Raw genomic sequence first — 19786 nt, 5'->3', positions numbered from 1 at the left:
GGACGTGACCGGGGGTAGCGGGGCCGGTACCGCACTGGGGCACTGGGGGGTGTGCCGGAGGGGCTAGGGGGACAGCGGGGCCGGGCGGGCCGGGGGGCCCGACCCGAGGCCCTCGGGGGTTTTTCGATGCCGCTCGGGGTGCGGCATGTCTGTGGGGGGACAGTTTGTACACCTCTGTATTCATATCGGCGATTTCCTTTGCCCTGTTCTGGATGGCCGCGTTCACGCTGTGGTGGCAGATGCACGCGTGGCGCACGCCCGAGACGCTGGCCTCCACCCGCTTCGACCGGCCCGACGGCGAGGGCCGGCTCGCCTTCTCGCTCCTGCTGCCGGCCCGCCACGAGCAGGCGGTCCTCCGGCACACCGTCGAGCGGCTGCTCGAATCGAGCCACACCGACTACGAGATCATCGTCATCGTCGGCCACGACGACCCCGGGACCACCGCGGTCGCCGAGGAGGCCGCCGCCCTGGCGCCCGACCGCGTCCGCGTCGTCGTCGACCACCACGAGGTCAAGAACAAGCCCAAGGCCCTCAACACCGCCCTCCCGCACTGCCGGGGTGACATCGTCGGGGTCTTCGACGCCGAGGACCAGGTCCACCCGGAGCTCCTCGCCCACGTCGACCACGCCTTCCGCACCACCGGCGCCGACGTGGTCCAGGGCGGCGTCCAGCTGATCAACTTCCACTCCAGCTGGTACAGCCTGCGCAACTGCCTGGAGTACTTCTTCTGGTTCCGCTCCCGGCTGCACCTGCACGCCGAGAAGGGCTTCATCCCGCTCGGCGGGAACACCGTCTTCGTCCGCACCGACGTGCTGCGCGAGGCCGGCGGCTGGGACCAGAACTGCCTGGCCGAGGACTGCGACCTGGGCGTACGGCTGTCGTCGGCCGGCAAGAAGGTGGTCGTCGCCTACGACTCCGACATGGTCACCCGCGAGGAGACCCCGGACTCGCTGGTCAGCCTCCTCAAGCAGCGCACCCGCTGGAACCAGGGCTTCCTCCAGGTCTACCGGAAGCGGGACTGGCGCCGGCTGCCCGGTCGGGGCCAGCGCTGGCTGGCCCGCTACACGCTGATGACCCCGTTCATGCAGGCGGCCTCCGGGGTGATCATCCCCGTCAACACCGCCGTCGCCCTCTTCCTGGACGTCCCGGTCGGCGTCGCGATCATCACCTTCCTGCCGCTGATCACCGCGCTCGTGACCTTCGTCTTCGAGATCGTCGGCCTGCACGACTTCGGCCGCCAGTACGGACTGCGCGTGCGCTTCGTGCACTACCTCAAGCTGATCGCGGGCGGCCCCTTCTACCAGGTCATGCTGGCGGGCGCCGCGATCCGCGCGGTCTGGCGCGAGCAGCGCGGCCGCACCGAGTGGGAGCTGACCCGCCACACCGGCGCCCACCTCACCGCCTCCGCCGCCTCAACCGCCTCCACCGCCTCCATCGGCTCCACCGCCTCCGCCGCCTCCGCCTCGTCCGCCGCGATCCGAGAGGACAGCCACCGGTGACCGCCACCCTGCCCACGGCCACTGATCCCCAGCCCGAGGCCGCCACCGCCGCCACCGGGACCGCCCCGGCCCCCGCCGAACCGCACCCGGCTCCCGGGTCGCGCCGTGACGGCGCGGGCGGCTCCGGGGCCCGGCCGGCCGCCGCGGGCACCCCGGCCAGGCCCATGGTCCGGTTCCGTTCCTCCCGCCCCGACCTGCTGCTCTGCGGGGCCCTGCTCCTCGTGATCGTCCTCGTCCAGGGCTGGAACATCACCAACTTCCCCGCCCTGAGCGACGACGAGGGCACGTACCTGGCCCAGGCGTGGGCCGTCCAGCAGGGCGAGGGCCTCGCCCACTACACGTACTGGTACGACCATCCGCCGCTCGGCTGGATCCAGATCGCCGCCCTGACCTGGCTGCCGTCCCTCCTCGTGCCCGAGTGGATGACGGTGGCGCCGATGCGCCTGTCGATGGTCGCCGTCTCCGCCGCGAGCTCCGTGCTCCTCTACGTCCTCGCACGCCGCCTGGGGCTGCCGCGTTGGGCTGCCGGCTTGGCGACGGCCCTGTTCGGGCTCTCGCCGCTCTCCGTCGTGCTCCAGCGGGAGATCTTCCTCGACAACCTCGCCGTGACGTGGATGCTGCTGGCCTTCTGCCTGGCCGCGTCCCCTCGGCGGCACCTGTGGCACCACTTCGCCTCCGGGCTGGCGGCCGCGACCGCCGTCCTGACCAAGGAGACGATGCTGGTGGTCCTGCCGGCGCTGCTGGTGACGATGTGGCGGCACAGTCACCGTGACACCCGCAAGTTCGCCGTCACCGGCGCCGTCACCGCCTGCGCCCTGATCGGCCTCTCGTACCCGCTGTACGCGCTCCTCAACGACGAGCTGCTGCCCGGCCCCGGCCACGTCTCGCTCATCGACGGCATCACCTACCAGATGAGCCGCCCCGGCTCCGGCTTCCTCCTGACCCCCGGCTCCGGATCGAACGGGGTCCTGCGCTCCTGGCTCTACTACGACACCGTCCTGCCGCTCGGCGGGCTGGCCGGCGCGCTCCTGCTGCTCGTCACCACCAGCCGGTCCGTCACCGCCCGGGCGCTGGCGGGCCCGGCACTGGCCGCCGGCATCCTCGCGGCCGTCGCGCTGCGTCCCGACGGCTACCTGCCCGCGATGTACGTCATCCAGGCGCTGCCGTTCTTCGCGCTCGTCCTCGCCGGGGGCGCGGCCAGCGTCACCCACGCGGTGCTGCGCCGCCGCCGCGCGGCCGGGGAGCGCCGGACGCTGACGTACGGGCGCCGGGTGCTGGTCGGGGTGCTCGCCGTCGCGGCCGCCGTGTACGTCCTGCCGCGCTGGTACGAGGGCAACCGCACCGCGCTCACGGCCGACGCCAACGCCCCCTACCGGCAGGCGGCCGCCTGGCTGGGCCGCGAGGTCGCCGACCCGGCGCGCACCAGGGTCCTGCTCGACGACGCGCTCTGGCTGGACGCCGTCCACCACGGCTTCGAGCCGGGGCTCGGCGCCATCTGGTTCTACAAGGCCGACCTCGACCCGGCCGTCACCGAGACCATGCCGCGGGGCTGGCGGGACGTCGACTACGTCGTCTCCTCGCCCACCGTCCGCCGGGACGCCAGGGACCTGCCCCGGGTCAGGGAGGCGCTGGAGCATTCGACGGTGGTGGCCGTCTTCGGCTCCGGCGAGGACCGGATCGAGATCCGCCGGACGGAGTCCGCCGGCCGACCGGACGGGAGCTGAGCCGGCATGAGCGAAGAGCTGCGCACCGCACAGGCCCCGCGCGTCCCGCAGGCCCCGCACGCCCCGGTCCTGTTGGAGCCGGCCGGGGCCCCGGCCCGGGGCGGCGTCACCCTGGTCATCCCGACCTTCAACGAGGCCGCGAACATCACCGAGCTGCTGGACCGGCTCGCCGCCTCCCTGCCCGCCGGCCTGCCCTGCACGGTGCTGTTCGTGGACGACTCCACGGACGACACCCCGGAGGTCATCGAGAAGGCCGCCCCGGGCTGCCCGTTCCCCGTGTCCGTCCTGCACCGGGAGACCGCGGACGGCGGTCTCGGCGGGGCCGTGGTGGAGGGGATCAAGCGGGCGGCCGGGGACTGGGTCGTGGTCATGGACGCCGACCTCCAGCACCCGCCCCACCTGGTGCCCGAGCTGGTCGGCGAGGGCGAGCGGACCGGCGCCGACCTCGTCGTCGCCTCCCGCTACCTCCCCGGCGGTAGCCGTGCCGGGCTCGCCGGGGGCTACCGGGTCGCCGTCTCGCGCGGGGCGACCTGGCTGGCCAAGGGGCTCTTCCCGCGCGCCCTGCGCGGCATCAGCGACCCGATGAGCGGCTTCTTCGCCGTGCGCCGCTCGGCCGTGGCCGCAGAGGCCCTCCGCCCGCTCGGCTACAAGATCCTGCTGGAGCTGGCGGTACGCCTCCGGCCACCGCGCCGAGGGGCCCCCGGCCGCGCCGCCCGGATCGCCGAGGTGCCGTTCGTCTTCCAGGACCGCCACGCGGGAGAGTCCAAGTCCACCGCCCGCGAGGGGATGCGCTTCCTCGCCCACCTCGCCGTCCTGCGGTCCGCGACCCCACTGGCCCGGATGATCGGCTTCGGGCTGGTCGGACTCTCCGGTTTCGTCCCGAACCTCCTCGCGCTGTGGCTGCTCACCCGGGCCGGGATGCACTACCTGCCGGCCGAGATCGCCGCCAACCAGGCGGGGGTGCTGTGGAACTTCGCCCTCATCGAGGGGCTGCTCTTCCGCGACCGCCGCCGGCACCGCCACTGGGCGGACCGCCTCGGCCGGTTCGCCCTGCTGGCCAACGCGGACCTGCTGCTGCGGCTGCCCCTGATCGGGTTGCTCGTCGCCCGGTTCGGCATGCCGGTGCTGCCGGCCACCGCCCTCGCCCTGGTCACCACCTTCGTCCTGCGGTTCGCGGCCACCGAGGCCCTCGTCTACCTGCCGCGCAGACCGCGCCGCCGGCCGCGCAGGGCCCGTACGCCGCGCACCGCGCGCACCACCAGGAGCTGAGCCGCACAGAAGGGAACTCGTCCATGCCAGCGAACATCCGACGGCGGGCCGGGCGGCGGGCCGCCCTGGCCGCCGTCGGGGCGATGACCGCGGGCCTGCTGCTCACCGCACCGCAGCAGGCCACGGCCGGACCGCCCAATCTGCTCACCAACCCCGGATTCGAGACCGCCGGCCCGCCCGGCGCCGACATGCCGTCCTGCTGGGAGAAGTCCGGCTGGGGCGACAACGACTTCACCTTCGCCACCGTCGCCGACGCCCACAGCGGCACCAAGGCGATGCGGGTCTCGCTGACCCGCCGGGTGACCGGCGACCGCAAGGCCCTGGTCACCGAGAACGCCACCTGCGCCCCGACCGTCGTCCCGGGCCGGCAGTACGACCTCTCCGCCTGGTACAAGTCGGACACTCCGGACGTGTCGGTGACCGTCTTCCGCCACGACACCGCCACCGGCTGGCAGTACTGGACCGACCTGCAGAACCCGCCGGTGAGCGCCGGGTGGTCGCGTACGGAGGTGCGCACCCCGGCCGTCCCGCCGAACACCGACAAGATCAGCTGGGGGTTGTCGGTCTACGGGACGGGCTCCGTCACCAGCGACGACTACGCCATGGAGGAGGTCGGCGCGCCGCCGCCGCAGCCCTCCTGCTCCGGCACCCCGGAGGAGTGCGCGAAGGGCAAGTGGGAGGTGATCCCGGCGAAGAACCCGGTCCGCTCGATGCACGCCGTCGTGCTCAACAACGGCAAGGTGCTGCTGATCGCGGGCTCCGGCAACGACATCTCCCAGTTCAACGCGGGCACCTTCACCTCGGCCGTCTACGACCCGGCGAACGGAAGCTTCAAGACGGTCCCGACGCCCGTCGACATGTTCTGCGCGGGCCACGTGCAACTGTCGGACGGGCGGGTGCTCGTGATGAGCGGCAACAAGGGCTACCCGTCCGCCGACGGCAAGATCGGCTACCAGGGGTTGAGGGACAGTTACGTCTTCGACCCGGCGACCGAGTCGTACACCCGCACCAACGACATGAACGGCGGGCACTGGTACCCGTCGGCGACGATCCTCGGCAACGGCGACGTGATCTCCTTCGGCGGCCTGAAGGAGGATTCGACGGGCAACGTGACCGCCGAGAAGTTCTCGGCGGCGCAGAACAAGTGGCTGCCGATGAACGAGGTCAACCAGACCTGGTCGTACTGGGGCCTGTACCCGTCGATGATCCTCATGCAGGACGGGCGGCTGTTCTACTCGGGCAGCCACACCTTCGGCAACGGCACCCCGGGCACCGGCGCCTCGATCTACGACTACGACGCCAACACGATCACGGACGTGCCCGGCCTGCGCAACAAGGACGAGCGCGACGAGTCCGCCAGCGTGCTGCTGCCGCCCGCCCAGGACCAGCGGGTGCTGACCGTCGGGGGCGGCAACAACGAGCGGAACCCGGCGGCGAACCGGCTGACCGACCTGATCGACCTCAAGGTGCCGAACCCCGCGTACACGCCGGGGCCGGACCTGCCGCAGGGCCTGGTGGACACCGGCCAGGGGAAGCGTCCGCAGACGGGGGCCGAGGGCAAGATGTACGTCTCGGCCGTGCTGCTGCCGGACGGCAAGGTGTTGGAGACCGGTGGCGGGCTGCACGACCGGGCCGACCCCGTGTACGAGGCCTCGTTCTTCGACCCCGTGACCAACACCTACCAGGCGGGGCTGCCGGCCGACCCGGTGCCGCGGACGTACCACTCGGCGGCGTTCCTGATGCCCGACGGCCGGGTGATGGCGGTCGGCGACAACCCGGGCAACGGCACCTACAACCACAACGTGTCGGTCTACAGCCCGCCGTACCTGTTCAAGGGCCCGCGCCCGCGGCTCACGTCGGTCATCGACCGGCAGTGGACGTACGGGGACGTGCAGCGGATCACCGTCGACCGGCCGATCGCCAAGGCGGAGCTGATCCGCCCGGCAGCGGTCACCCACTCCTCCGACCCCAACCAGCGGTTCGTGGACCTGCCGCTGAGCGTGGTCAACGACACCACCGTCGACCTCAACGTCACCAGCAACCCGAACCTGGCGCCGCCCGGCTGGTACATGCTCTTCGGGGTCGACGCCAACGGCGTCCCGTCGGTGGCGACCTGGGTGCACCTGGGTGGTCCGTCGGCCCTCGCGGCCGCCGACGAGAGCCCGTCGCCGCACGTCCACGACTTCGCGGACGCACCGCAGGCCGCGCCGAAGCAGAACCCGGGCCGGCGGGACTCCGTCCCGGTCCCGCCGAGCGTGGCGGGCTGCGACCGGCACTACGGCACCGTCAACCAGTGCGTCCCGACGCGGTTCCCGGCGGAGGTGCCGGAGACCACGCAGGCCCGCTGCGACTGGCTGGCCTCCCACCAGTACCCGAAGCGGATGAAGGTCCACGGCAGCGACCCGCTGCGGCTGGACCCCGACCGTGACGGCCGGGCCTGCTGAGCGCTCCGCGGGAAGTGCCGCGACGGGCCGGGCCCGTCCGCCGGCCCGTCGCGGCCGGTCGCGCAGTTCCCGGCACCCCTCGTGGGGCGGTGGCTCCCGCCCCCGAGGGGTGCCATCCGCTCAGTGCCGGTACGCGGCGAGTGAGATGCCGACGTAGTGCGCGACGAACGCGGCGAGCGTCAGCGAGTGGAAGACCTCGTGGAAGCCGAAGAAGCGCGGGGAGGGGTTGGGGCGCTTGATCCCGTAGATCACCCCTCCCGCGCTGTACAGGAGTCCACCGACGACGACCAGCACGAGGACGGCGATGCCGCCCGTGCGCAGGAAGTCGGGCAGGAAGAAGACCGCGGCCCAACCCATCGCGATGTAGCAGGGCGTGTAGAGCCAGCGCGGGGCGCCGACCCAGAAGACCCGGAAGGCGATCCCGGCGGCGGCGGCGAGCCACACCGCCCACAGCAGCGTCCGTCCGGTGGAGGGCGGGAGGAGGATCACGGTCAGCGGGGTATACGTCCCAGCGATGATCAGAAAAATATTGGCGTGGTCGAGGCGCCGCAGGACGGCCTCGCCCCGGGGGCCCCAGGTGCCGCGGTGGTACACGGCGCTGATGCCGAACAGCAGGCAGGCCGTGAGGACGTAGACCCCGCAGGCGATCCGCGCCTCGGCCGATTCCGTGAAGGCCATGAGCGCCACGCCCGCGACGACGACGGCGGGGAACATCCCGGCGTGCAGCCAGCCGCGCATGAGCGGCTTGGCCTCCGGTGCTGCTGTGGCGGCCGGCCCGGCGGCGGCCTCCGGCGCGACTGCGGCGTCAGAAGTCATGGGCGTCATGCTACCTACGGGTCCGTAGGTTTCTGGTGGTCTGCTTTACGGAAGATTGACGGGAGTGGCGATGCTCACGTGAGAGGCCCCCTGGACATATGCGCACATGCACCGGATGATCAGATGAGTGCGGTCGGCACCGGATGAGCAGAGCGCGAAGCGTCCGGGTCGCAGCCCCCACGGGGCATACACCAAACAAACCCCTCAACAAGGAGCAATCGTGGCGCGCGACAACGCGGCTCCCCTGTCCGTCCCGACGAACCACAAGGACCTGATCGCCTGGGTCGACGAGATCGCGGCGATCACAGAGCCCGACAGGGTCGTCTGGTGCGACGGTTCCGAGGCCGAGTACGAGCGCCTGTGCGGGGAGCTCGTGGCGAAGGGCACCTTCAAGAAGCTCGACGAGTCGAAGCGCCCGAACTCCTACTACGCCGCCTCCGACCCGTCCGACGTCGCGCGCGTCGAGGACCGGACCTTCATCTGCTCCGAGAAGGAAGAGGACGCCGGCCCGACCAACCACTGGATGGCCCCGGCGGAGATGAAGGACGTCTTCGCGGGTGAGAAGGGCATCTTCCGCGGCTCCATGAAGGGCCGGACGATGTACGTCGTCCCGTTCTGCATGGGCCCCCTGGGCTCCGAGCTGTCCGCGATCGGCGTCGAGATCACCGACTCGGCCTACGTCGCGGTCGCCATGCGCACCATGACCCGCATGGGCAAGGCCGTCCTCGACGAGCTCGGTACCGACGGGTTCTTCGTCAAGGCCGTCCACACCCTCGGCGCTCCGCTCGCCGAGGGCCAGGCCGACGTGCCGTGGCCCTGCAACACCACCAAGTACATCTCGCACTTCCCGGAGACCCGCGAGATCTGGTCCTTCGGCTCGGGCTACGGCGGCAACGCCCTCCTCGGCAAGAAGTGCTACGCCCTGCGCATCGCGTCCGTCATGGCCCGCGACGAGGGCTGGCTGGCCGAGCACATGCTGATCCTCAAGCTCACCCCGCCGGCCGGCGAGGGCGAGACCGCCGAGCCGACGTACATCGCCGCCGCCTTCCCGTCCGCCTGCGGCAAGACCAACCTGGCCATGCTGGAGCCCACGATCCCCGGCTGGACGGTCGAGACCATCGGCGACGACATCGCCTGGATGCGCTTCGGCGAGGACGGCCGCCTCTACGCCATCAACCCCGAGGCCGGCTTCTTCGGCGTCGCCCCCGGCACCGGCGCGCACACCAACGCCAACGCCATGAAGACGATGTACGCCAACACCGTCTTCACCAACGTCGCGCTCACCCCCGACGGCGGCGACGTCTGGTGGGAGGGCATGACCGAGGAGACCCCGGCCGAGCTGATCGACTGGAAGGGCAACCCCTGGACCCCGGAGTCCGAGACCCCGGCGGCCCACCCGAACGCCCGCTTCGCCGTCCCGGCCGCCCAGTGCCCGACGATCGCCCCCGAGTGGGAGGACCCCAAGGGCGTCCCGATCTCCGCGATCCTCTTCGGTGGCCGCCGCGCCTCCGCCGTCCCCCTGGTCACCGAGTCCTTCGACTGGAACCACGGCGTCTTCATCGGCTCGAACATCGCCTCCGAGAAGACCGCCGCCGCCGAGGGCAAGGTCGGCGAGCTGCGCCGCGACCCGTTCGCCATGCTGCCGTTCTGCGGCTACAACATGGGCGACTACATGGCCCACTGGATCAAGGTCGGAGCCTCCGCGGACGCCGCGAAGCTCCCGAAGATCTACTACGTGAACTGGTTCCGCAAGAACGACGCGGGCAAGTTCGTGTGGCCCGGCTTCGGCGAGAACAGCCGTGTCCTCAAGTGGATCGTCGGTCGCCTCGACGGCACCGCCGAGGGCGTCGAGACCCCGATCGGCATCCTGCCGACCAAGGCCGCCCTCGACCTCGACGGCCTCGACATCTCCGACGAGGACCTCGACTTCCTCCTGACCGTCGACAAGAAGGTCTGGCGCGAGGAGGCCGCCCTGGTCCCCGAGCACCTCAACACCTACGGCACGCACACGCCGAAGGAACTGTGGGACCAGTACCACGCCCTGGTCGAGCGCCTGGGCTGATGTAACCGCCCTGTCCGACAGGGCCGCCCTGCCTGCCAGGGCCCGAAGACGTGGGAGCCCCCGACCAAGCGGTTTCCCACCGTAGTGGGAGCCCCCGACCAAGCGGTTCCCACCGCAGCCACGGCCTACCTGTCAGGAGCGTCCGCGCTCCTCCAGGTAGGCCGTGTGCGTTTGCTGGCGCCGGGCCTCCGTCTCCCGCAGGTCCGCCGCCACCCGCTCCGCCTCCTCGTGCAGCAGCTCCAGCTGCCGCTCCAGGTGGCGCTCCGGTGACTCGCCGCCCGGCGTCAGCCGGGTCCACCACCGGGTCCGGTTGAAGGTGTCCACGCACTCCGGGACGTCCACCTCGATCGCCCGCGACAGCGCGTGCACCAGCTCCGGCTCCCCGGCCAGCACGTCCGCCACCCAGCCCGGCTCCAGCAGCGCCGCGTACAGCTCGACGAGCTCCGCCAGCCGACCCCCGGCCGGCTCCGGCAACTCCACTTCGGCCAGGTACTCCCGCAGCCGCCCGAACTGCTCGCGCACCCCGTTCAGCTGCTCGGTGAGCCCCGCGGGCGGGGGCGGGGCCGGCCGCTCGGGCGGGGCGACCAGCGCCCCCGCCCCGTACAGCCCGGCCACCACCAGCGGCCAGTAGGTGCCGGCCGCGCCCGTGAGGGTGAGCACCACCCCGGCCACCCCGCAGGCGGAGCCGGCCAGGTTCTTCTTCGACTCCAGGTAGCGCAGCGCCCTTGCAGCAGCACTGCCGGAGGCCCTATTGGTAGCCACGGATCTCCTCGAAGGCCCCGCGGAGCGAGGCGTTGCCGCTCGTGGCGTCGAACAGGCGACCGCCGGTCACCTCGGTGATCCGGGTGAGCTCCTTGCGGTCGGAGTCCCCGAACAGCACCGCGAAGACCGGGGTGTGCTTCTGCGCCTCCGGCAGGGCCGCGTGGAAGGACTCGAAGTCCTTCGCCCTGTCCCCGCTCTGCCCGTCGGTCATCAGCACGATCGAGGTGAACGCGTCCGCGTTGCCCTTGCCGAGGTGCTCGTAGGCCGCCCGCAGGCTCGCGTACACCGCCGTGCCCCCCTCGGGCCGCAGCGCGCCCGCGTCCTTGCGGATCCCGTCCAGCGCCGGACCCGGGTTGCCCGGCTCCACCACGTGGGTGAGGACCTGCTTCACCTTGTCGCCGAAGGGCAGCAAGGTCACCTCCTCGCGGTCCCGGAACCGCCGCCCGGGCCCCGAGTCCCCGGTGCCCGTCAGCTCGGTGAGGGCGTCCCGGAGCCGGCCGATGCGGTTCTCCTCCGCCATCGAGCCGGAGGTGTCCAGCACGTACACCGTCCGCGAGGGCCGGCGCAGCTCGTTCTCGTACGAGGCCAGCAGCCCGTCCGCGACCTGCCGGCTCCCCGGGAACGGCAGCTCGCGCCGCTTGTCGGGGTTCAGCCCGGCCGCCGGGGCCACCCCGGCCGCCACCGGCCGCCGGAACGTCCTCTCCGTGATCAGCTTCTGTGCCTCGGTGCCGCGCAGCCAGTCGGTCAGGACCCGCCCGGACTCGCGGGCCCCGGCAGGCGCCGAGGTCAGCAGGGTCAGCGGGTAGTGGGCGGTGACGACCCCGTCCCGCGGCCGGACCACGGTCAGGTCCGTCTTCGCGTCCCGGTTCATCGCCAGCAGCACGGACTCGTAGTTGACGAGGGCGTCCACGTCCCCGCGCTTGGCGTACGCGGTCGCCAGCCAGCCCGAGGAGCCCGAGGTCAGCTTCTGCCCGGCGAAGAACTGCTTCAGCTTCGGCCGGGCCGCCGTCACGTCGGCGTCGGTCAGCGCAGCCTGCGCCCCCGACAGCCCGGAGGCCACCGAAACCAACGCCGAGAACCCCGAGTTGGAGCGCACCGGGTCGGTCATCCCGTACGTCAGCTTCCCCGCGGCCACCGCCTCGTGCACCGCGGACCAGGTGACCTCCTCGGGCTTCCAGCCCAGCCGGGCCAGCGCGTCCGGCTTCACGCCGACCGCGACCGGCGAGGACATCACCGGCGTCTCACCGCCGATCTTCCCGGCCGTCTCGGGGCGCAGCCGCAGGTAGTCGTTGGACGACAGCCAGATCGCGTCGTACCTGCCGTCGGCCTTGCCGGAGGCGACCTGCTCGGCCGCGTCCAGGGTGCCCGACCAGGTCAGCTCGACGTTGACGCCGGTGGCCTTCTTCGCGGCCTTCAGCACCGGCTCCATGTCGGCGAGTTCACTGGAGGCCAGCACCCGAAGCGTCCCGTCCTTGTAAGCGCTCGCGCTCTCCTCGGGCCCGGCTGGTCCGTCGGCGGTGCATCCGGTCGCACCCGCCAGGACCGCGAGCGCCAGGCAGGGGCCCAGCCAACGCCGGGCCCGCCGGCGGTCCCTCGTCCCGTTCTTCACACCGCACCCCCCTCGGCGGCATCGGCCGCCCGCGTCCGCGCCAGGTAGGCGGAGGCCGTCTGCAGCTCCCCGCTGAGGGCGTCCACGGTGGCGGCCATGTTCTCGGCGGCCTGCACCTTGAACGTGTCGATCGCGTCGAGCGTCGTGTAGATCTGCGCGAACGCGGCCCGCAGCGTCTCCGCGCCCACGGCCGGGTCGGCGGCGATCCGCTGGATCTCCCCGCTCCGGGTGGCCAGCATTTCGGCGTTGCCGCGGATCAGGTCCTCCGTCGTGGAGCGCAGGGCGCCGACCTGCTCGATCACCTTGCGCTGGTTGTCGAGGGCCGACGCGAGCATCACCGCGATCCGCAGCGCCGACACGGTGGTCGTCGCCGCCCGGTCCACGCCCTTGATCAGCTCCTCGTTGCTGCGCCGGACCACGTCCATCGCCAGGTAGCCCTGCGCGCACACGGCCAGCTGCGTCAGCAGGTCCTGGTGCTTCTGCCGGACGGGGAACAGCACGTCGGCGCGGAGCGCGTCCGCCGCCTCCGGGTCGGCGTACGAGGCCTCGGCGATCCGCTGCTCGACGGCCTCGTCCAGGGCCTCGGTCAGCAGCGCGTACTCCTGGAGCCGGCCCATGGTCTCCCACAGCCGGGCCCGCTCGGTGTGCAGGGCGGCGTTGTCGCGGCGCAGTTCGTCCTGGCCGCTGCGCAGCGCGCCGACGATCCGGTTGAGGGTGGCCTGCGCGGAGGCGTACTTCGCGACGTGGTCACGGAACCGGTTGCCGCCCGGCAGTTTGGCCAGCAGTCGGCGCGCGCCCCGGCCAGGGGCGTCCCGCGGGTCGAGGTCCTCGACGGTGCGGCGCAGTTCGACCAGCGAGCCCGCGACCCGGCCCTGGACGTCGCCGCCCTCGGAGCCCAGGGCGCGTACGGCCCGCTCCAGCATCCGGTTGGACTGCCGGTCGGCGGTGCGCATGTCGGCCGCGCCGAGCCCGGTGACCTCGCCGATCCGGGCGGCGAACCCGGGGGAGCGCGGGTCGATCCCGGTGAGCGAGCCGGCGTACTCGGCGGCCCGGCGGGCGACCTCGGCGCGGACGGCGTCGTCGAGCGGGACGAGGCCGGAGGCCTGCTCCCGCCGGACGGCGGGCACGGGCTCGGGTGCGGTGAGGACGAGCGGGCCGTCCTCGGGAGGTGTGAGTGTCATGTGCGGGTCCCCCTAGCCCTTGGCGCGTTCGGCCAGCGCCATGAGGATCTTGACGGTGGGTGCGCCGACCTGTCGGATGCCGGCCAGCTCCGGGTTGAGGTACGCGCCGTGCGCGGCGGTCGCGGCGGTGAACTCGGGCACGCCGTCCTGCGGCCGGAAGCCGTGCCGGACGGCCAGCTTGCGCAGCTCGGGGTCGGTGGCCAGGAGGGTGCCGAGTCCGCGGGCGTCCTCGCTGATCGGGACGAAGGTGTGCGGGGAGTTGACGGTGGTGTCCGGGTAGAGGACGACCATGTCGGCGGGGGCCTGCTTCTGCTGGACCAGCGCGGCGACCTGGGCCTCGTAGGCGAGGATCAGCGGCTCGCCGCTGCCGCTGATGAAGGAGCGGAACGGGTCGTCGGTGCTCTGCTCCAGGGCGCCCTGCACCGAGACCAGCTTCCGCATCAGCGGGGCGGTCCGCCCGATCGCCGCGTCGTCGGCGACGACCTTGTTGTCGTTGGCGACGTTGGAGGTGGCGGCGAGGAACAGGGCGCCGGAGCTGGAGGAGGCCGGGTCGGTGGTCTTGATGAACACGGCGCCGGTGAGTTCGGGGTGGGCGGCAGAGCCCGGCAGCTGCTGCCAGGTCCGGTCCTCCCCGGCGGCCTTGAGGTACGGGCCCATCAGGAGGGTGCCGGAGTTCCTGCCGGTCATCTTGGCCAGGCCGTTGTCGGCGAGGACCTTGGCAGCGTTGGACCGGGCGATGACGACGAGCGGGGAGAAGAAGGGACGGGTGGTCTGGGCCCCCTTGATGCCGGCCGCGGCCTCGATCTCCGGCGCGGGCTCGCTGCTGGAGGGGAACGCGAAGTCGTACTTCTTCAACGGGAGCCGGTCCATCGCCCAGGATCCGGACGTTTCGGTCTTCACGGTGTAGCCCTTGGCTTTGAGGGCCTTGACGACATCGGGGTCACGGAAGAACTCGGCCTTCTCCGACCCGATGACGCCTTCCACGGTCTTCGTTGCCGTGGGCTCGGTGCCTCCCCGGAGGATGACGGCTGCGACGCCGCCCAGCAGGAGGACACCCAGCACGATTGCCAGGATGCGTCTCACGGGTGCAGCCTGCTCACGGAAACCCACATTCCGCGAGGAGTTGGGTGAACGCCGGGTGACCAGGCGGTCCCACTTCGAAATGCCGTATGAATCCGCGGGTGCTGGCAGCGGGGGCGGCGGGCCGTCAGGATCGGGGCATGGCCGTGAGCGTGAACGTGAGCGCGTTGAAATGGCAGGGCTGGGTCGTCGGCCTGTCGTCCCTGGCCGCCCTGCTGGTGTTCGCCCCGCTGGGCCTGTACGTGTGGGCCGGTGACGGCTCGGACGGCGGGCCGCCGCGGGCCGCGGTGGCTGACGTACGGGTCACCGGGTGCCGGGTCGACGGGGCGAGCCGGAGGGTGGTGGCGGCCGTGGAGGCGGCGGGCCGGTCCGAGGGCGTCGGCGCGTACGTCGTCACGGTCGAGTTCCGCGAGCAGGCCGAGCCGGTGCCGGGCGGGCGTGCGGCCCAGGCGCTGGTGAAGGTGCCCGGAGTGGCCCCCGGCGCGGTGGAGCGCGGGGAGGCCGTGGGCCCGGTGTGGCAGGCGGCGGCGGTGCCGTGGTGCGGGGTGGCGGCGGCGGAGTTCACGCCGGTGCCTTGAGGCGGCGCGGCGCTGGCGGTGTGGAGCTGGGGGTGGCGTGCGTGCGCGGGGTACGGCGAGCATCGCCGGTACGCCGAGGCACCCGGCCCGGAGCCTGCACGGCCCCGGACCGGGGCCGGTCAGGGGCGGCCGGCCAGGTCCCGGGAGACCGGGCCCAGGGCGGCGGCGTGCGCGTCCATCCGCTCGGCGGCGAGGATCGCGACGGTGGTGTCGGCGCGGGACGCGGCCACGACGAGCGCCCGGCCGGCGAGGTCGTGGGCGCGCCGGTGCAGGGCGGCGGGGTCCGCTTCCTGCGCTATGGGTGCACGGGCGGGCTCGCTGCCGCGCAGGCGCGTGACCTGGGCGGCAATACGGGCGCCCGCGCGGTCGAGGCCCAGCTGGTCGGTGACGGTGAGCAGGGCGGAGAGGTGGCCGGCGAGCTGGTGGTCCAGCGCTTCGGCCCGGGTGCTGTGCGGGTAGCTGCCACGGCTGTCGTGGCTGCCGGCGTGGCCGCCCGCACCTGCACGGTGGACGGCCGGTTTGGTCCGGATCGGCTCGTACATGAGGTGGCCTCCTGCGGGGTCAGGAGACCATCCTACATTGGATTCATTCTAAAGTTCGGCTCGATCCTGAAATGCGGACGGGTGCGGGGCGGGTCCGGCCGGAGGGTCGGACCCGCCCCGCACCCGTCGGTGCGTGGTGCGGGCGGCGGTTACGGCTGGCCGTAGCCGTCCAGGAAGTTGCCGATCCGCGTCACCGCGTCCGCGAGGTCCGTCGCGTTCGGCAGGGTGACGATGCGGAAGTGGTCCGGCTCGCTCCAGTTGAAGCCCGTGCCGTGCACGACCATGATCTTCTCGGCCCGCAGGAGGTCGAGGACCATCTGCCGGTCGTCCTTGATCTTGTAGACGGCCGGGTCGAGCCTCGGGAACAGGTACAGCGCGCCCTTGGGCTTCACGCAGGTGATGCCCGGGATCTGGGTCAGCAGGTCGTACGCGGTGTCCCGCTGCTCCAGCAGCCGCCCGCCGGGCAGCACCAGGTCCTCGATGGACTGCCGGCCGCCCAACGCGGTGGCCACGGCGTGCTGCGAGGGCATGTTCGCGCACAGGCGCATGTTGGCCAGGATCGTCAGGCCCTCGATGTAGGACGCGGCGTGCTTCTTCGGGCCGCAGACCGCCATCCAGCCGGACCGGAAGCCGGCGACGCGGTAGTTCTTGGAGAGCCCGTTGAAGGTGAGGGTCAGCAGGTCCGGGGCGATCGCGGCGGTGTTGGTGTGGGTGGCGCCGTCGTACAGGATCCGGTCGTAGATCTCGTCGGAGCAGACGATCAGGTCGTGGCGGCGCGCGATGTCGGTGAGGCCCCGCAGCATCTCGTCGTCGTAGACGGCGCCGGTCGGGTTGTTCGGGTTGATGATGACGAGCGCGCGGGTGCGGTCGGTGACCTTGCGCTCGATGTCGGCCAGGTCCGGCATCCAGTCGGACTGCTCGTCGCAGCGGTAGTGCACGGCGGTGCCGCCGGCCAGCGACACGGCGGCCGTCCACAGCGGGTAGTCCGGGGCCGGGACGAGCACCTCGTCGCCGTCGTCGAGCAGCGCCTGCATCGCCATCTGGATCAGCTCGGAGACGCCGTTGCCGAGGTAGATGTCCTCGACGTCCAGCTCGATGCCCTTGGTCTGGTAGTGCTGCATGACCGCGCGGCGCGCGGAGAGCAGCCCCTTCGCGTCCCCGTAGCCGTGGGCGTCGCCCAGGTTGCGGAGCATGTCCTCAAGGATCTCCGGCGGGCACTCGAAGCCGAAGGCCGCGGGGTTGCCGGTGTTGAGCTTGAGGATGCGATGACCTGCTGCTTCGAGCCGCATCGCCTCTTCGAGGACGGGGCCGCGGATCTCGTAGCAGACATTGGCGAGCTTCGTTGACTGGATCACCTGCATATCTGGAGCTTACGGGGCACGGGGGTGCGCGGCGGCGGATTTCATCCCCCAGGATGATGGTCGAAATGTCGGTTTTCCGTGATGGGTGGGTGGCTGCGCGTTCCACCCTTGGAAACACGGGCCGGGAGGGAGCTCCGCCTACGGAATCCGCGGGTCCGTGCGGGTAACCGGGGCGGGGTGTTGCACTCGTCACTTACCGCCGAGTAGGGGCCGCTCGGGCGTGGCGTACGGGGGCGGCGCCGTGTGAGGGCGGGGGCTGAGGGTGGGGGCTGAGTACGCGAGCTGAGTACGCGACTTGAGTACGGGGGCTCATGCGGGCCGACGGTGACCCGGCGGAGGCTGGTCTTCCGGGGCGGGAGAAGCGGAGGGGCGGAGCGGTGGATTTCGCAGTCGGCGACATGACGATCACGACGGTGGGCACGGACGGCGACGACCGGGCGATCGAGTTCCTGGTACGGCCGCACCGGCTGGGCCGCGGGCCCGGGACCTTCGTGGACGGACGCTTCGCGATCTACCGCGAGCACGGCCGCGGCTGGGAGGACGCCCGCCTCGCCATCGACCCGGCGTCCGGCAGCGTCCCGATAGCGGCCGTGGAGTGGGCGGTGGAGTTCGCCCGCGAGTACCTCTGACGATCCCGTCAGCGGTCTACCGGCAGCAGTTTCCTGATCGCTGCGACGGCGCCTGTGGTTCGTCGGCGTGACAGCGGACCGTGTGGACCTCCGTGCGCCGCCCCAACGGGCTCACGAAGGTGACTGGTTGGGTCAGCGCGACGGTGATCGAGGTCTGCGACGCGATGGCCACGTCCAGTACATCGCGGCCCGGCCGCGGCGTCGAAGCGGTTCCGGTAGGGGAGGCGTTGTCAGTGGCCCCTCTTACGGTGGGGGCATGACGCTGCTGACACCGCTGAGGATCATTGCCGGGGATGCGACGAGCCCGCAGGCCAAGGGGCCGAAGATCATCGCGCACGTCTGCAACGACATCGGCGGCTGGGGCAAGGGCTTCGTCGTGGCGCTGTCGAAGCGCTGGCCGGAGCCCGAGGCCGACTTCCGGGCTTGGCACCGCGGCCGCGCGGGGAACGACTTCGGGCTGGGCGCGGTCCGGCTGGTCCGGGTCGAGGACGACACCTGGGTCGCCAACATGGTGGGCCAGCGCGGCATACGCACCGGCAGCGCGGGCGTTCCGATCCGGTACGACGCCCTGGAGCGCTGCCTGGCCGCCGTCGCGGACCATGCCGTCGAGCTGGGCGCCTCGGTCCACATGCCGCGGATCGGCTGCGGGTTGGCGGGCGGCAAGTGGTCCCGCGTCGAGCCGATGGTCACGCAGGCGCTCTCCGCGCGCGGCGTGGCGGTGACGGTGTATGACCGGAGTTGACGGCTACTGGGCCGTTCGGGCGACGGAGGATCGATTCGGCGCCGTCCGGCAGTGACCTCCGGTGTGCCGCGCCGGAAAGGTGGTTCCCGCACGTAGTTGCTCCTTGTGAGGGGAACCCCATCCATGCGTCTTCGTAATGCCGCCGCCGCCGCGTTCGGTGCGCTGATCCTTGTCCTGACGATCCCCACGTCCGCGGTCGCCGCCTACGGTGAGTTCACGTACGTGTACTCCGGCCTCGACGGCAGCCCGCAGGTCGGCATCCTGGAGAACCCGGTGAGCCGTGAGTGCTTCACCCTGCCCGAAGTCGCCGACCCGGGTTCCAGCAGCCCCGCCCACTCGCCGCGCAACCGCACCAGCTCCACGGCGACGGTCTTCACCGAACCCGACTGCGAGGGCGACTACTTCACCCTGCGGCCCTTCACCGGCTACGGCTCCGAGCGGCTGAAGCTGCGGTCCGTGGTGTTCAGCTGATCCGGCTCAGGAAGGTCCGCCAGGCCTCGGCGGGGACGGCGAAGGTCGGGCCGTCCTCGCCGAGCTTGGAGTCACGGACGTGGACGGTGTGGGCGCAGGCCGCGACCTCGACACACGCGCCGCCCTGGCCATCGCTGTAGCTGGATTTGAACCACGTCAGACGGTTGCTGCTCATAGTTCCTCCGCGACCTGTTTGATGGACCCGGCTGATTCCGCTGCACCGAGGGCGTTCAAACGGATCATGCCATGTGCTTGCGCGATGGCGCTGACCTTGTCGGGGTCCGAGTACGCGGCACTGGTTTCTTGGCCGTCACACCATGCCCAGAGCTGGTGCTCCGGGGTTTCGAGCAGGATCAGTGGGCCGCTGAGGGCGACGCCCGAAATACGGCCCATCGGCAGCACTTGGACACCGACATGGCGCAGCGTTGACAGCTCCAGCATGTGGTGAAGCTGCTGGCGCATTACGTCTGGCCCACCCGTCTTTGTGCGAAGAGCAGCTTCGTAGACGATGAAGCTGTACATGTTGCCGGTGCGGCGAACCATCGTGGCCTGTCGCGCAAGCCGTGCGCGGACTCGTTCCTCAACAGTTTCTTCGTCTGGTGGCGGATAGCTCTCCTGCATCAGCACGCGCATGTACGGCTCAGTCTGTAGCAGGCCAGGAATGAACAGCGGCTCATACCAATTGATGCCGAAGGCGTCTGCCTCGGCCTCCATGTACTCCTCGGACCGCTTCGGAAACGGCTCCGGCTTCATGTAGTCGGCGGCGGCCGCCAATTTGCCGCTTGCGCCGAACATCGAGTCCGCGACCCGGAGCAGGTGCAGGGTGGGGCGGCGGCGGCCCTGTTCCATCGACTTCACGTACTCGGCGGCGTAGCCGGCTTCCTCGGCCAGTTCTTCGCGGGACTTGCCCGCCTCCGTGCGCCACAGCTTGATCTGGTTGCCGCCGTACCGCCATGCCTCGCTCATCGCGCCCCGCCCCTCGGCCTGCTCTTGCTCGCCCGGCCCATACCCGGCCTG

At 71.6% G+C, this 19786-nt stretch carries 18 protein-coding genes; 9 read left to right on the top strand and 9 right to left on the bottom strand.

Going from position 1 to position 19786, the window contains the following annotated elements:
* The first annotated feature begins 164 nt into the window (after positions 1 to 164).
* From ACFV7Q_RS08555 to ACFV7Q_RS08540, 4 genes are read left to right on the top strand one after another with little or no spacing between them, the layout of a single operon-like run.
* A complete protein-coding gene (locus ACFV7Q_RS08555; protein WP_385425321.1) occupies positions 165 to 1499 on the top strand; it encodes a glycosyltransferase in 1335 nt (444 codons plus the stop codon).
* Complete coding sequence (locus ACFV7Q_RS08550; protein WP_385425318.1) at positions 1496 to 3223, top strand: ArnT family glycosyltransferase; 1728 nt, start codon at positions 1496 to 1498, stop codon at positions 3221 to 3223. The genes ACFV7Q_RS08555 and ACFV7Q_RS08550 overlap by 4 nt, the downstream gene beginning before the upstream one ends.
* A 6-nt stretch (positions 3224 to 3229) precedes the next feature.
* Positions 3230 to 4492 (top strand): glycosyltransferase, encoded by a 1263-nt coding sequence (locus tag ACFV7Q_RS08545; protein WP_385425315.1) that lies wholly within the window; start codon positions 3230 to 3232, stop codon positions 4490 to 4492.
* Between the two features lie 23 nt (positions 4493 to 4515).
* Positions 4516 to 6936, top strand: coding sequence for a galactose oxidase-like domain-containing protein (locus tag ACFV7Q_RS08540; RefSeq protein WP_385425313.1), 2421 nt, complete (start codon positions 4516 to 4518; stop codon positions 6934 to 6936).
* Between the two features lie 120 nt (positions 6937 to 7056).
* On the opposite strand, the gene ACFV7Q_RS08535 is transcribed toward ACFV7Q_RS08540, so the two are convergent.
* Positions 7057 to 7752 (bottom strand): hemolysin III family protein, encoded by a 696-nt coding sequence (locus ACFV7Q_RS08535; RefSeq protein WP_385425311.1) that lies wholly within the window; start codon positions 7750 to 7752, stop codon positions 7057 to 7059.
* Between the two features lie 220 nt (positions 7753 to 7972).
* On the opposite strand from ACFV7Q_RS08535, the gene ACFV7Q_RS08530 reads away from it, so the two are divergent.
* Positions 7973 to 9814: a phosphoenolpyruvate carboxykinase (GTP) gene (locus tag ACFV7Q_RS08530; protein WP_385425308.1), complete on the top strand. Its 1842-nt coding sequence runs from the start codon at positions 7973 to 7975 to the stop codon at positions 9812 to 9814.
* Positions 9815 to 9946: 132 nt separating this feature from the next.
* Here the strand turns inward: ACFV7Q_RS08530 and ACFV7Q_RS08525 are convergent, their stop codons facing one another.
* Genes ACFV7Q_RS08525 through ACFV7Q_RS08510 form a run of 4 tightly spaced genes read right to left on the bottom strand, consistent with a single transcriptional unit; the run spans position 9947 to position 14449 of the window.
* A complete protein-coding gene (locus tag ACFV7Q_RS08525) occupies positions 9947 to 10576 on the bottom strand; it encodes a hypothetical protein (RefSeq protein ID WP_385425306.1) in 630 nt (209 codons plus the stop codon).
* Positions 10563 to 12185, bottom strand: a complete 1623-nt coding sequence (locus ACFV7Q_RS08520; RefSeq protein WP_385425305.1) for a substrate-binding domain-containing protein — start codon at positions 12183 to 12185, stop codon at positions 10563 to 10565. The genes ACFV7Q_RS08525 and ACFV7Q_RS08520 overlap by 14 nt, the downstream gene beginning before the upstream one ends.
* Positions 12182 to 13366, bottom strand: a complete 1185-nt coding sequence (locus tag ACFV7Q_RS08515) for a toxic anion resistance protein (RefSeq protein ID WP_385425302.1) — start codon at positions 13364 to 13366, stop codon at positions 12182 to 12184. The genes ACFV7Q_RS08520 and ACFV7Q_RS08515 overlap by 4 nt, the downstream gene beginning before the upstream one ends.
* A 12-nt stretch (positions 13367 to 13378) precedes the next feature.
* Positions 13379 to 14449 (bottom strand): hypothetical protein, encoded by a 1071-nt coding sequence (locus ACFV7Q_RS08510; RefSeq protein WP_385425300.1) that lies wholly within the window; start codon positions 14447 to 14449, stop codon positions 13379 to 13381.
* Positions 14450 to 14586: 137 nt separating this feature from the next.
* On the opposite strand from ACFV7Q_RS08510, the gene ACFV7Q_RS08505 reads away from it, so the two are divergent.
* Complete coding sequence (locus ACFV7Q_RS08505) at positions 14587 to 15024, top strand: hypothetical protein (protein WP_385425297.1); 438 nt, start codon at positions 14587 to 14589, stop codon at positions 15022 to 15024.
* Positions 15025 to 15143: 119 nt separating this feature from the next.
* On the opposite strand, the gene ACFV7Q_RS08500 is transcribed toward ACFV7Q_RS08505, so the two are convergent.
* Both ACFV7Q_RS08500 and ACFV7Q_RS08495 read right to left on the bottom strand, forming a co-directional pair.
* Positions 15144 to 15566 (bottom strand): hypothetical protein, encoded by a 423-nt coding sequence (locus ACFV7Q_RS08500; protein WP_385425295.1) that lies wholly within the window; start codon positions 15564 to 15566, stop codon positions 15144 to 15146.
* A 149-nt stretch (positions 15567 to 15715) separates the two neighbouring features.
* Positions 15716 to 16927, bottom strand: coding sequence for a pyridoxal phosphate-dependent aminotransferase (locus ACFV7Q_RS08495; protein ID WP_385425292.1), 1212 nt, complete (start codon positions 16925 to 16927; stop codon positions 15716 to 15718).
* Positions 16928 to 17304: 377 nt separating this feature from the next.
* Here ACFV7Q_RS08495 and ACFV7Q_RS08490 point away from each other — a divergent pair, with 377 nt between their 5' ends.
* The 3 genes from ACFV7Q_RS08490 (at position 17305) to ACFV7Q_RS08480 (ending at position 18769) form a co-directional block, all read left to right on the top strand.
* Positions 17305 to 17556, top strand: coding sequence for a hypothetical protein (locus ACFV7Q_RS08490; RefSeq protein ID WP_385425290.1), 252 nt, complete (start codon positions 17305 to 17307; stop codon positions 17554 to 17556).
* Between the two features lie 256 nt (positions 17557 to 17812).
* Complete coding sequence (locus ACFV7Q_RS08485) at positions 17813 to 18298, top strand: macro domain-containing protein (RefSeq protein WP_385425288.1); 486 nt, start codon at positions 17813 to 17815, stop codon at positions 18296 to 18298.
* 123 nt (positions 18299 to 18421) lie between these two features.
* Entirely contained in the window at positions 18422 to 18769 is a 348-nt protein-coding gene (locus tag ACFV7Q_RS08480; protein WP_385425285.1) for a hypothetical protein, read from the top strand.
* On the opposite strand, the gene ACFV7Q_RS08475 is transcribed toward ACFV7Q_RS08480, so the two are convergent.
* Positions 18762 to 18944 carry a DUF397 domain-containing protein gene (locus ACFV7Q_RS08475; RefSeq protein ID WP_385425283.1) on the bottom strand — a complete coding sequence of 61 codons (183 nt, stop codon included), beginning with the start codon at positions 18942 to 18944 and terminating at the stop codon, positions 18762 to 18764. The genes ACFV7Q_RS08480 and ACFV7Q_RS08475 overlap by 8 nt on opposite strands.
* Positions 18941 to 19735: a helix-turn-helix domain-containing protein gene (locus ACFV7Q_RS08470; protein ID WP_385425280.1), complete on the bottom strand. Its 795-nt coding sequence runs from the start codon at positions 19733 to 19735 to the stop codon at positions 18941 to 18943. The genes ACFV7Q_RS08475 and ACFV7Q_RS08470 overlap by 4 nt, the downstream gene beginning before the upstream one ends.
* Between the last annotated feature and the right edge of the window lie 51 nt (positions 19736 to 19786).

The sequence above is a fragment of the Streptomyces sp. NPDC059851 genome (genome assembly GCF_042732005.1).
In the GTDB taxonomy this organism is placed as follows: Bacteria; Actinomycetota; Actinomycetes; order Streptomycetales; family Streptomycetaceae; genus Streptomyces.
The sequence above is the reverse complement of the archived record's forward strand: the minus strand, read 5'-3'. Positions and strand labels throughout refer to the sequence as shown.

What these genes read in the sequence shown, in the direction of transcription:
- ACFV7Q_RS08545 (WP_385425315.1), top strand. Translation starts at nt 3,230, where the DNA reads ATGAGCGAAGAGCTGCGCACCGCACAGGCCCCGCGCGTCCCGCAGGCC.
- ACFV7Q_RS08540 (WP_385425313.1), top strand. Translation starts at nt 4,516, where the DNA reads ATGCCAGCGAACATCCGACGGCGGGCCGGGCGGCGGGCCGCCCTGGCC.
- ACFV7Q_RS08535 (WP_385425311.1), bottom strand. Translation starts at nt 7,752, where the DNA reads ATGACTTCTGACGCCGCAGTCGCGCCGGAGGCCGCCGCCGGGCCGGCC.
- ACFV7Q_RS08515 (WP_385425302.1), bottom strand. Translation starts at nt 13,366, where the DNA reads ATGACACTCACACCTCCCGAGGACGGCCCGCTCGTCCTCACCGCACCC.
- ACFV7Q_RS08505 (WP_385425297.1), top strand. Translation starts at nt 14,587, where the DNA reads ATGGCCGTGAGCGTGAACGTGAGCGCGTTGAAATGGCAGGGCTGGGTC.
- ACFV7Q_RS08500 (WP_385425295.1), bottom strand. Translation starts at nt 15,566, where the DNA reads ATGTACGAGCCGATCCGGACCAAACCGGCCGTCCACCGTGCAGGTGCG.
- ACFV7Q_RS08495 (WP_385425292.1), bottom strand. Translation starts at nt 16,927, where the DNA reads ATGCAGGTGATCCAGTCAACGAAGCTCGCCAATGTCTGCTACGAGATC.
- ACFV7Q_RS08485 (WP_385425288.1), top strand. Translation starts at nt 17,813, where the DNA reads ATGACGCTGCTGACACCGCTGAGGATCATTGCCGGGGATGCGACGAGC.
- ACFV7Q_RS08480 (WP_385425285.1), top strand. Translation starts at nt 18,422, where the DNA reads ATGCGTCTTCGTAATGCCGCCGCCGCCGCGTTCGGTGCGCTGATCCTT.
- ACFV7Q_RS08475 (WP_385425283.1), bottom strand. Translation starts at nt 18,944, where the DNA reads ATGAGCAGCAACCGTCTGACGTGGTTCAAATCCAGCTACAGCGATGGC.
- ACFV7Q_RS08470 (WP_385425280.1), bottom strand. Translation starts at nt 19,735, where the DNA reads ATGAGCGAGGCATGGCGGTACGGCGGCAACCAGATCAAGCTGTGGCGC.